The organism is Streptomyces sp. NPDC001027 (assembly GCF_040299045.1).
In the GTDB taxonomy this organism is placed as follows: Bacteria; Actinomycetota; Actinomycetes; order Streptomycetales; family Streptomycetaceae; genus Streptomyces.
In genome coordinates, this window is the sequence record NZ_JBEPBI010000256.1 from 1 (window position 1) to 10,816 (window position 10,816).

The 10,816-nt window shown below is 69.2% G+C and carries 12 protein-coding genes and 1 pseudogene; 5 read left to right on the plus strand and 8 right to left on the minus strand.

Going from position 1 to position 10,816, the window contains the following annotated elements:
• The 4 genes from ABT300_RS36765 to ABT300_RS36780 form a co-directional block, all read right to left on the minus strand.
• A partial coding sequence (locus ABT300_RS36765; protein ID WP_351685413.1) for a hypothetical protein occupies positions 1-1,175 on the minus strand: 1,175 nt, incomplete at its 3' end.
• A 266-nt stretch (positions 1,176-1,441) separates the two neighbouring features.
• A complete protein-coding gene (locus tag ABT300_RS36770) occupies positions 1,442-2,419 on the minus strand; it encodes a PDR/VanB family oxidoreductase (protein WP_351685415.1) in 978 nt (325 codons plus the stop codon).
• Between the two features lie 30 nt (positions 2,420-2,449).
• Positions 2,450-2,932: a hypothetical protein gene (locus ABT300_RS36775; protein ID WP_351685418.1), complete on the minus strand. Its 483-nt coding sequence runs from the start codon at positions 2,930-2,932 to the stop codon at positions 2,450-2,452.
• A 36-nt stretch (positions 2,933-2,968) separates the two neighbouring features.
• On the minus strand, positions 2,969-4,096 hold the full coding sequence (locus ABT300_RS36780; RefSeq protein WP_351685420.1) for a Rieske 2Fe-2S domain-containing protein: 1,128 nt from the start codon (positions 4,094-4,096) through the stop codon (positions 2,969-2,971).
• Between the two features lie 103 nt (positions 4,097-4,199).
• Between ABT300_RS36780 and ABT300_RS36785 the strand changes: the two genes are divergently transcribed.
• The gene (locus tag ABT300_RS36785; protein ID WP_351685423.1) at positions 4,200-4,907 is read left to right on the plus strand and encodes a GntR family transcriptional regulator; all 708 of its coding nucleotides are present in this window, start codon (positions 4,200-4,202) and stop codon (positions 4,905-4,907) included.
• A gap of 109 nt (positions 4,908-5,016) precedes the next feature.
• Here the strand turns inward: ABT300_RS36785 and ABT300_RS36790 are convergent, their stop codons facing one another.
• Positions 5,017-5,682, minus strand: coding sequence for a response regulator (locus ABT300_RS36790; protein ID WP_351685426.1), 666 nt, complete (start codon positions 5,680-5,682; stop codon positions 5,017-5,019).
• A gap of 296 nt (positions 5,683-5,978) precedes the next feature.
• Between ABT300_RS36790 and ABT300_RS44625 the strand changes: the two are divergent.
• A pseudogene (locus ABT300_RS44625) lies at positions 5,979-6,233 on the plus strand (protein-arginine deiminase family protein); the annotation flags it as partial.
• Positions 6,234-6,393: 160 nt separating this feature from the next.
• On the plus strand, positions 6,394-6,690 hold the full coding sequence (locus ABT300_RS44630) for a hypothetical protein (RefSeq protein WP_502978069.1): 297 nt from the start codon (positions 6,394-6,396) through the stop codon (positions 6,688-6,690).
• Here ABT300_RS44630 and ABT300_RS36800 read toward each other — a convergent pair.
• The 3 genes from ABT300_RS36800 to ABT300_RS36810 all read right to left on the minus strand — a co-directional run bounded on the left by ABT300_RS36800 (position 6,618) and on the right by ABT300_RS36810 (position 8,494).
• The gene (locus tag ABT300_RS36800; protein WP_351685429.1) at positions 6,618-7,457 is read right to left on the minus strand and encodes an SDR family oxidoreductase; all 840 of its coding nucleotides are present in this window, start codon (positions 7,455-7,457) and stop codon (positions 6,618-6,620) included. The two genes, ABT300_RS44630 and ABT300_RS36800, sit on opposite strands and share 73 nt — an antisense overlap.
• Before the next feature lie 234 nt (positions 7,458-7,691).
• Positions 7,692-7,973: an SHOCT domain-containing protein gene (locus tag ABT300_RS36805; RefSeq protein ID WP_351685433.1), complete on the minus strand. Its 282-nt coding sequence runs from the start codon at positions 7,971-7,973 to the stop codon at positions 7,692-7,694.
• A 59-nt stretch (positions 7,974-8,032) separates the two neighbouring features.
• Positions 8,033-8,494, minus strand: coding sequence for a DUF6325 family protein (locus ABT300_RS36810; protein WP_351685436.1), 462 nt, complete (start codon positions 8,492-8,494; stop codon positions 8,033-8,035).
• Between the two features lie 307 nt (positions 8,495-8,801).
• On the opposite strand from ABT300_RS36810, the gene ABT300_RS36815 reads away from it, so the two are divergent.
• Positions 8,802-9,647: an MIP/aquaporin family protein gene (locus ABT300_RS36815; RefSeq protein WP_351685439.1), complete on the plus strand. Its 846-nt coding sequence runs from the start codon at positions 8,802-8,804 to the stop codon at positions 9,645-9,647.
• 24 nt (positions 9,648-9,671) lie between these two features.
• A partial coding sequence (gene glpK / locus ABT300_RS36820) for a glycerol kinase GlpK (RefSeq protein WP_351685442.1) occupies positions 9,672-10,816 on the plus strand: 1,145 nt, incomplete at its 3' end.

Consider the following 10,816-nt stretch of genomic DNA (forward strand, 5'->3'; position numbering starts at 1 on the left):
GCCTCGACCCTCTGCTTTCCGGCGGTGCTGCCGATGGCCTTGACGATGCGGTTGATGGTTGCGACGCGCTTGTCCTTGAGCGGGCTGAGGATGGCGTTCTGGACGAAGTTGGCTCCGCCCTGCCCAGTCGCGGTGGCGAGGCGGTTGTTGGCTTCCTCGATCTGGGTGTTCAGGAGGCCCAGGTCGCGGTTGACCTCGGCCCGCGCGGCGGCAGGGACGGCAGAGACCCGGGACGCGATGTTCGGACAGTTGACCGTGTTCGCGGTGCCTGCCCCTGCGCCAGCGCCTGCTTCCTTGCCCCCTCCGTTGTTGCCGGCGTTGCCCGCTTGGCCGTTACCGCCGTTGTTGTTACCGCAGTTGCGACCTGCGTTGTCCGCCCCCTTACCGCCCTGGCCGTTGCCTGCCTGGCCCATGCCGCCCTGGCCGTTGCCTGCCTGGCCCATGCCGCCCTGGCCGTTGCCTGCCTGATTGTTGCCTGCCTGGCCGTTGCTGCCCTCACCCTTGCCCGCTTGACCGTTGCCGCCCTCACCCTTGCCGGCCTGGCCGTTGCCGGCCTGGCCCATGCCTGCCTGGCCGTTGTTGCGCTGGCCCTGGTGGCCCTGGCCCTTGCGGCCCTGGCCGTTGCCCGCTTGACCGTTGTTTCCCTGCGCATTCTTGTCGGCATTACCACCCGCGTTCTTATCGCAGTTGTCGCCGTTGTTTCCATTCGCCTGGCCGTTGTCCGGGCCGATGTTCTCGACAGTGCAGGTGGCCAGGGCGTCGACTTGCAGATTCGCGGCGCTGGCGCCAGCGGCCTGGACCATACGGTTGATGGTCGCGACGCGCTTGTCCTTGAGCGGGCTGAGGATGGCGTTCTGGACGAAGTTGGCTCCGCCCTGCCCAGTCGCGGTGGCGAGGCGGTTGTTGGCCTCCTCGATCTGGGTTTTCAGGAGGCCGAGGTTGCGGTTTACCTCGGTCCGCGCGGCCGCAGGGACGGCGGAGAGCTGGGACGTGATGTCCGGACAGTTCACCGTGGACGCAGCCGCACTCTTCGTGGCATTGGAATCGTCGTTCGTCTTGGTCGTCTGCCCGGCCAAAGCGGAGCCGGTAATCACTTCCCCGGACAACACCACTGCGGCAGTGCCGCCGATCAACGCTACGCGGCGCTTACGGTACTTCGGAAGAGCCCTGGACATACTGATCCCTCACTCTGAATCAGGGGGTTGGTATCGACCGTTGGGTCGGTCGATGCTTTTCCTGAACGCGGTGCCTGCGTTCACGGAAAAGTACGCGGACCCTCAGCCGCATGTTCAGTACGTCGTGAGATTCTTGCGAATTTTTTTCTGAATAGCCTTCTAACAGCGTGTCCTATGTGGTAGCAGTTTCCGACTGTCGAGTCGGCTTGACGCCGGGCCCGGCGTGGAGGTTCATTGGGCGGTTGCCGCAGCTCCCACGCCGACGTTCACAGATCCAGGACCAATCGCCGACAGCGTGCGCGGCCGACGCAGATCATCACCGTGTCGTTCGCGTCCCGTTCCTCCTGCGTCAACAGACTGTCCCGGTGGTCGGGGATGCCTTCGAGCACCTTCGTCTCGCAGGTTCCGCAGATGCCCTCCCTGCAGGAGTTGGGCGGTTCCATGCCGTTCGCCTCCAGGGCCTCCAGGATCGTGCTGCCGGGCGCGACAGTGATGCTGCGTCCGGCCCGATGCAGCACCAGTTCGAAGGCTTCTTCGGCGTCGGCGGCATCGGCATCGGACGGGATGGAGCGGGCGGCGAACCGCTCCAGACGGAGTGTTCCCGGCGGCCAGCCGGAGCAGCGCTGTTCCACCGCGGAGAGCAGCGGCTCCGGACCGCAGGCGTACACGGACGTGTTCTCCCGAGGCGGCCCCAGGAACGCGTCCAGGTCGAGCAGTCCGTATGCGTCCTGCGGGCGGACCGTGACCCGATCGCCGTACCGGGCGAGGTCGGACAGGAACGCCATGCTCGACCGGGACCGGCCCCCGTACAGCAGGGACCAGCGCGCCCCCGACGCGGCGACCTCCTCGATCATCGGCATGATCGGCGTGATGCCGATGCCTCCGGCGATGAACAGGTACTGCGACTCTGGGGAGTTGACGAGAGCGAAGGCGTTGCGGGGCCCGGTGACGTCGACCGCGTCACCGGGGCGCAGCGTCTCGTGCACCGCCCGTGACCCGCCCCGCGAGGCGCTTTCCCGGAGGACGGATACTCGCCAAGTGGCGCGATCGGCGGGTGAGCCGCTCAGTGAGTACTGGCGGACGGGGCCGCCGGGCAGGTGCAGGTCCAGATGGGCCCCCGGCGTCCACGGGGGCAGGTCGCCGCCGTCGGGCCGGCGCAGGTGCGCCGAGAGCACTCCCTCGGCCTCCCACACCAGGGCGGTCACCCGCAGCCGCAGGCGCTGCTCCTCGCTTGTCACACGCATTTTCACAACCTTCGAGCCTCGAACCTGTATTTAGGGCACCCACCTCACAGCGCTGTCCACGACGGGTGCGAGACGGATCACCGCGACCCTGGAGTCCGCACCGTCGAAGCGGTGCACGCCGACGCTCAGGGGGTCGTCGCCCGCCAGTACCAGGGCGTCGGCGTCGGCCAACACGTGTCTGTCCTCGACCAGCACCCGCCCGCCCGAGGCGATCAGGACCACGAGCTCGCTCTCCGCGCGCACCACGGTGGGCGAGGACCGTGGGTCGAGGATCTCGACCGCAGGCGCGACGCGCGCCGGATCGACCGCGACCTCCACAGTCGCCCCGCGGGGCAGGGGCGCGGCGACCTTGTGCGCCGTGGGCAAAGGCGCGTCGGACTGCCCCTGGCCGCCGGTGAGCAGGCACACCTGCCACTGCCACCGCTCACGTCGGGGCGTGTCCGGTGATGCGGCGACCTCCCACCGGGTGGGGTCGACCTGCCGGTGAGCGTTGGCGCGGAGCAGAAGCCTCATCGACCTGCCCTCCTCTCCTTGCAGACGAAGGTGATCTCAGCTCCGCAGCCCGACGGGCGCCGCTTGGGCCGTTGCCGGGCCAGGGCGGTCCGTTCCGGGCGTCCGGCCGCCGGCCTGGTGCTCCGCCGCCAGGAGCCGGGCAAGGATCCGCCGGGCCTTGGCGACGCCGGCGTCCTGGCCGATGAGCACGTCGTGCTCCCCATCGGGACGCTCCTGCATCCCGATCTCCTGCTCCCGCAGGGCGTCGGCGTCCTCCTGCAGCACGGTGGCGAGCCCGACCTCGAGCTCCTCGGTGGCCCAGTCGGCGTCGACGGCGAAGTTCCGGCTGAACGCGTAGTAGTACCAGGTGGTCCTCTCGTCGACCGGCGTGATCCCGTTGAGCACCTTGATCAGGTAGCCCTCCTCGCGCGGTCGCCCCTGGCCCGTGATCCCTGAGTGCAGCACGTGGTAGCTCGGAACGTGGAACTCGGTGGCGTGGAACCGGTCGTACAGGCCCTCGACGGCCATGGTCCGTGCGTACAGCGGCGGCGCTTCGACGCCGGGCATCAGCCGGTCCGCGGTCACGACCCGGCCGTCCACCTCGACCGTGACGCCGTGCTCGTAGATGTAGTCGTCGCCGACGGTCGTCCTGTGCAAGAACGATTCATGGGTCAGGTCCAGCAGGTTGTCGTGGATGAGGTCGTGGCGGCATTCGAAGAGCACGGTGTGCGTGACGGTCGCCCACGCCGGGTCGGCCATCCAGTGGGTGTCCGGGACCAGACTCTCGTCCGCGAGCTCTGCGTCTCCCGTCCAGACCCAGATCCAGCCGTCCTTCTCCACGACCGGGTAGCTGCGCACCCGGGCGCGCACCGGGATGGCGGACTGGGCGGGCACGCGGGTGCAGGCCCCGTCGGGTCCGTAGGCGAAGCCGTGGTAACCGCATTCGATCGAATCGCCGACCGTGCGGCCCGAGGACAGAGGGTAGGCCCGGTGGGCGCAACGGTCGGTCAGAGCGGTCGCTGTGCCGTCCGACGTGCGGTAGAGCACGATCGGCTGCTTGCAGACGACCCGGCGCACCGGCTTGCCGGTCACCTCGGCGGACCATGCGGCGACATACCAGGTGTTCAGGACGAACATGATCAACAGCCCCTTCTGGATGCAGTGGATGCACTGTATACAGTGCATCCATGGGGGACAATGGGCCTGTCGGAATGGTTTTCTCTCCCGAGGCGGATCTGCCCTGTCGGCGGAATCCACCGACGGGCATCGGTGGGAAACGGAGTGTGACGTGAAGCCTTTGCGGGGCGACCCCCGAGACGCACGCCCCCTGGGCGTCCGTGTCTACGAACAGCTCCGCGACGAGATCGTCTCCGGCGGCCTGGAAGCCGACTCCCCCCTGGTGCAGGAGCAACTGGCCGAGCGCCTCGGAGTCTCTCGCACCCCGCTGCGCGACGCACTCAACCGCCTCGCCCACGAAGACCTGGTCACCTGGGTGCCTGGCAGCGGTTACATCGTCAACGCCCTCAATCCGAGCGACATCTCCCAGGTCTACCAGGTACGCCAGTCCTTGGAGACCCTGGCCCTGCGGCTCGCCTGCGGCAGCCACGACCGGGCCCAGTCGGCACGGCTCGTCGCGCTGATCGAGGACATGGCCGCGTCCGACCCGCTCGACGCGGCGGCCCAGTTCGAGCTGAACCGCGCTTTCCACATGTCCTTGATCGAGCCGTGCGGTAACGCGCTCCTGCTCCGGATGATCGACACGCTGTGGGACCATCCGGTCAACCGCCGCATCACCCGCTCATACGTCGACGACGCCGCCAATGTGCCGCTCATGGTGAGCGAACACCGGGCGCTCTTCGAAGCGGCCCGGGCCGGCGAAGAGGAACGCCTCGTCCGGCTGGCGACCGAGCACATGTACGCGGGCTATCAGAAGACCCTGCCGGAGGGCAGCGACATCGAGCTGCGTCCCCGGCCGGACTCGGCCGAGCTGAGCTGACGTCGCAGGCCGGCGAACGCAGCCGCTTCGGGCCGTGCGTCCGTCGACTCGCCGACCGGTCTCACCAGGAGCTCCCTCCACGGCTGCGGCGCGGCCTCTGGCACCACGCTCACCTCTGCACGTCATCCGAGGAGTCCGGCACCATTCCAGCCCGACTGGCGATGAGGGCCGCCTCCACCCGGGTGCGGGCGTCGAGCTTGGTGAGCAGGTTCTGGACGTGATATTTGACGGTGCTCTCCTCGATGTGCAGGCGGTGCGCGATCTGCGTGTTGCTGAGAGCGCGGCCGAGCAGGGCGAGGACATCCCGCTCCCGCCGCGTCACCTCGGCCGGCAGCTCGTAGGGAGTGTCCTCCGGAACGGACACTCGCTCGATCAGCCTTCTGGTCGGGCCAGGCGATACGAATCCTTCCCCCCGGGCGACTGCTCGGATGCCCTCGAGCAGGGTGGCGGCACTGTCCTGCTTGAGCACGAAGCCCGCGGCTCCTGCTCGTAGCGTGCCGAACAGGTACTCGTCGAGATCGAAGGTGGTGAGCGCGAGGACGGCCGGCGGGCTGCCGGCGCTCCTGATGCTGCGCGTCGCCGCCACTCCGTCCATCTTGGGCATGCGGATGTCCATGACCACGACGTCCGGACAGAGCCGGGCAGCCATGCCGATGGCCGTCTCTCCGTCGGCGGCCTCCCCGACCACTTTGAGGTCGGCCTCGACGTCGATCATGATGCGCATGCTCGAGCGCACCATGTCCTGGTCGTCGACCAGCAGTACGGAAACCGTCACAGGACTTCCTTCCTCAGGGGCAGAGCCGCCTCGACCGCGTTCGGCAGCCATCCGACAGGGGGCAGGCGGCGGGCTCGCCGTCGGCGTTCCGCACTGCGTAGTTGCTTACGCGCACATGCAGATGATCGCCTCAACGTCCGGGCGAACAGTCGCCTGCCGGGGAACGTGCGCGAGACGGAACCCAGCCCTTCGGAGGGGGACGGCCGTACGCCACCAAGGTCGGCGGCGAGGACCAGTACGGGGGCCGGCAGCGGAAGTTCGTCAAGGAACTGGCGAGGGAGGTCCGGGCGGCCGGCATCACCACACCACTGGTCACCTTCGAGAAGTACGGAGACGTCTGGGCGCAGGACTTCGTCGAACCGGCCTACGTCAGCATGACCGGGGCCGGCGGCCGCCCGCAGACCATGCGCGTGATGCTGCGCTCCGCCCAGCTGGACCGGGCAGCGGGCCGCGAGCTCTTCGAGAAGATCCGCGGCCGGGACGTCGGCGTCGTACAGGTCACCGACCCGGCCCCGCCAGAGGACGGGTCACTCAACTCGATTCGAAACCTGGAGACCGTTCCTCCCTACGCTCACAACGGGCGCTCGTATCCGGCCGGGCGGATCGTCAAACGGCTTCCCGGCTCCCAAGGAGACCGTCGACCAGGCTCTCGGCTCGCGGCGCCTCGTGGCCGACAGCGGGCGGCGCATTCCCGTACCCCTCCTGACGCGCATGGGCGGCGGACCCGCCCTCGTGAACAGCATCGAGGAGCACGGCCAGCAGAAATGGCTGGCCGAGAAGCCGTCCGCCTCACCGGCGGCGGCGGCCGCGGCGACGGTCACGACCAGCGCGTACGTCCCCGGAGCTGTCAACGGCGTGCTCCTGGGCCGCGACCGCTATCCGGCCCCCGGCCAGCGAGGCCCCGTCATCGGCGACACGGACGTCTTCGGCCGGTGTCAGCCGCCGGTGGCGAAGCCGGGGAAGAGTGTCATCCCGCCGTCCACGAAGAGCGTGGTGCCCACCACGTAGTCCATGAGATCGGAAGCGAGGCCCACGACCGCGTGGGCGATGTCCTCGGGGTCGCCGACGCGGTCGTAGGGGATCAGCCGCAGAAGGTCCTCGCGGGCCTCGGGGGTGTCCCAGGCGCTGCGGTTGATGGGCGTCTTGATGGCGCCCGGGGCGACGGCGTTCACGCGGATCTTCTTCGGCGCGAGTTCCTGGGCGAGGGTCTCCATCATCATCTGCACACCGCCCTTGGACGCGGCGTAGTTGACGTGCCCGGCCCACGGGATGACCTGGTGCACGGAGCTCATGCAGATGATCTTGCCGGCGGCGCGCGACACCTCGGGGACGACTCCGCGGCGCAGGAACTCCTTCGTCGCCTCCCGCGCACACAGGAACTGCCCGGTCAGGTTGACCTCGAGGACCTTCTGCCACTGGGCGAGCGTCATCTCGGTGAAGGCCGCGTCCCGCTGCATCCCGGCGTTGGCCACGAGGATGTCGATCGTGCCGAACTCCTCGACCATCCGGTTCGTCATGGCGACGACCTGCTCCTCGTCGGAGACGTCCGCCTGGTAGGCCGCCGCGCGCACGCCGTACGACCTGATCTCCTCCACCACCTTGTCGGCCTCTTCCGGGCCGGCCACGTAGTTCACGACCACGTCGGCTCCGGCCCGGCCGAGCGCGACCGCGGTCGCCAGGCCGATCCCGGAGTTCGCCCCGGTGACCAGGGCCTTCTGACCCTTGAGCAGGTGGGCGGGGATCACGTCACGGGGCGCACCCTCGGTCGGACTCACGATGACTGTCTCCTCCACTGTGCGGCCGGTCCGCCGGGACCCGCCTCATGGCCTCGGGCTCAGACATTCACCCAAGCATCGCGGCGCCGCGGCGGCGCGTCGTGGGGAACGGTCTTGGGCCGACCGGGGGAGGAGGTTCGCCCACCGGAACCCGGGCGCCGGGGGCGGAGTGCGGGGACGCGAAAGGCCTGACGGCGGGCGCGCAGGCCGGTGCACGGGCGCCCTTCGTCGGGGTCAGCCGAGGAGCTGACGCTTCTGTGCCTCGAACTCCTCCTCGCTGAGGACGCCCTGAGCCTTGAGGTCGGCGAGCTGCCTGAGCTGGTCGATCTTGGCGGTCATGTCGTCGGCGTGGGTCTGCGGGGCGGCGGGCGCGGGGGCCTGCTGCTCGGCTGTCTGACGGGCGCTGTCCTGCTCGGCCCACCGGCCCGCCTGCCGCCTGGAGACGCGGTTGGACACGGCGGTGGCCGTTCCCGCGATCACGGCGGTGCGGGCCACACCGCGAAGAAGTCCTGGCATGTCACTCATCTCCCTGGGTCCGTGCGAAGTCGGGACGCGCCGCGGGGGCGCGGGCGGCGTCAGCCGGCGGTCACGGCGCCGCCGGGGCGCGCCGACTCCATGGCGTCCAGCGATGCCACCAGGGCGTCCACGGGGATGCGTCCGCCGGCCACCATCTGGGCGCCGCCGCGGCGCAGCGCACGCGCCAGAGGCGCGGCCCACAGGTTCTCGTACACGATGACGGCCGCGGAGTTCCCGGGCTCGAGCGCCGCCCCGGCCTCGTCCAGGTCGCCCTGGTCGAGCAGACCGGAGGAGGCTCCCTCGAACACCGTCAGCTCGGCCTGGTCGCCGAGCTCCCGGAATTCCAGTACGGCGACCGATCCGTCGTCGCCCTTCTGGATGAAGACGAGGTCGAGGATCCGGATGACGCCGTCCTCGACCAGCTCGACGAGCAGGGGCATGCCCTCGCCCGTCATACGGCTTCCGGGGAACTCGACGATCAGATAGTCGATGGGCCCCATGTCCGCGACGTCCTGTTGCATGGCCACTCCTCAGCGGTGGGTCCGGCCCCGGCCGTTCTCCGCCGCGGCGCCGGTCGCCCGCGCTCGGGTCCGAGGGACGGTGCTTTCCAGCCATTGCAGCACTGGGTCAGGGGCCTTGCATGTCCTGGGCTCCGCGGTCCTGAGGCTGCGACGTGGCAGCCCGGGGCCGGGGCGCGGGGGATGCGGCCTGCACGGGATTCCGTTCCGGAGCGGTTTGTGCGTTTAGTCCATGATCGCCCTATGCTGTTGTGCGGGAGAGCTCGAGCAGTCGACGTGCCGGCTCAGAGCCGGCGGGAAGCGGGCTTCCATGGCTGAGCGATTGAAAATGCACGGATTGGTCGGCGAACTGTCGGCCGAATTCGTCGGCACCATGATTCTCATCCTCTTCGGCTGTGGCGTGGTGGCCCAGGTGGTCGCCGGCGGAGCGCTCACGACACCGCCGGGAGGACTCGGAAACCACGACAGCATCGCCTGGGCCTGGGGCCTCGGCGTCACCCTCGGCGTCTACGTCGCAGCGCGACTGAGCGGCGCCCACCTCAATCCCGCGGTGACGGTCGCCCTGGCCACGTTCAAGGGCTTCCCGTGGCGCAAGGTCGCCCCCTACGCGCTGGCGCAGACCGCCGGGGCCTTCGTGGCGGCACTCCTCGTGCGGTGGAACTACACCGAGGCGCTGGCGAAGGCCGACCCCGGGCACACCATCAAGACCCAGGGCGTGTTCTCCACACTCCCCGCCAACGGCAATCCGAACCTGCCGGTCCACGAGTGGGGCGCGTTCCGGGACCAGATCATCGGCACCGCCATCCTGCTCCTGCTGATCCTGGCCGTCACGGACCTGCTGAACACACCGCCGGGCGCCAACCTGGCCCCGTTCATCGTCGGTCTGATCGTCGTGGCCATCGGCATGGCGTGGGGCACCAACGCGGGGTACGCGATCAACCCGGCACGTGACTTCGGGCCCCGATTGGCCAGCTTCTTCACGGGCTACGGCACAGCATGGCGAGATCAGTACGGGAACCTCTACTTCTGGGTGCCGATCATCGGCCCCCTGATCGGCGGCCTGCTCGGCGCCGGGCTCTACAAGGCCCTCATCGGCCGGTTCCTGCCGACGGCGGAACCGGAGCCTCCCGGCCGCGTTCCGGCCCCCGAGGAATGACCCCCACAGCAGAGGCGGCAACTCATGGCTGACTTCGTGGGCGCGGTGGACCAAGGCACCACCAGCACCCGTTTCATGATCTTCGACCACTCCGGAAACGAGGTGGCGAAGCACCAGCTGGAGCACGCGCAGATCCTCCCGCGCTCGGGATGGGTCGAGCACGACCCGGTGGAGATCTGGGAGCGGACCAACTCGGTGATCCAGAACGCTCTGCGGCACGGCAACCTCTCACCCGAGGACCTGGCCGCGATCGGCATCACCAACCAGCGTGAGACCACCGTGGTCTGGGACCCGCGCAACGGACGCCCCTACTACAACGCCATCGTCTGGCAGGACACCCGCACCGACTCCATCGCGGCGGCTCTGGAGCGCTCGGGCAAGGGCGACGTGATCCGCCGAAAGGCGGGGCTGCCGCCGGCGACCTACTTCTCCGGCGGCAAGATCCAGTGGATCCTGGAGAACGTCGACGGCGTCCGCGAGGCGGCGGAAGCGGGCCACGCCCTCTTCGGCAACACCGACGCCTGGGTCCTGTGGAATCTGACGGGCGGTCCCGACGGCGGCGTCCACGCCACCGACGTGACCAATGCCAGCCGCACCATGCTGATGGACCTGGAGACCCTCGACTGGGACGACGAGCTGCTGGGCTTCTTCGACATCCCCCGCCAGATGCTCCCCACCATCAACCCGTCATCCCACCGCGAGGCGTTCGGCGTGACCCGCACCTCCCGGCCGCTCCGCGCCGCCATCCCCATCGCCGGGGTGCTCGGCGACCAGCAGGCGGCCACCGTGGGACAGGTCTGCTACGCGCCCGGCGAAGCCAAGAACACCTACGGCACGGGCAACTTCCTGGTCCTCAACACCGGTACGGAGCTGGTCCGTTCGCAGCACGGTCTGCTCACGACCGTGGCGTACCAGTTCGGCGACAGCCCGGCGGTCTACGCCCTGGAGGGCTCCATCGCCGTCACCGGCTCCGCCGTGCAGTGGCTGCGCGACCAGATGAAGATCATCAAGGACGCGGCGGAGAGCGAGGCGCTGGCGCGCTCCGTCGAGGACAACGGCGGAATGTACTTCGTTCCCGCCTTCTCCGGTCTGTTCGCTCCGTACTGGCGCTCCGACGCACGGGGCGCGATCGTCGGACTGGCCCGCTACAACGACAACGGCCACCTGGC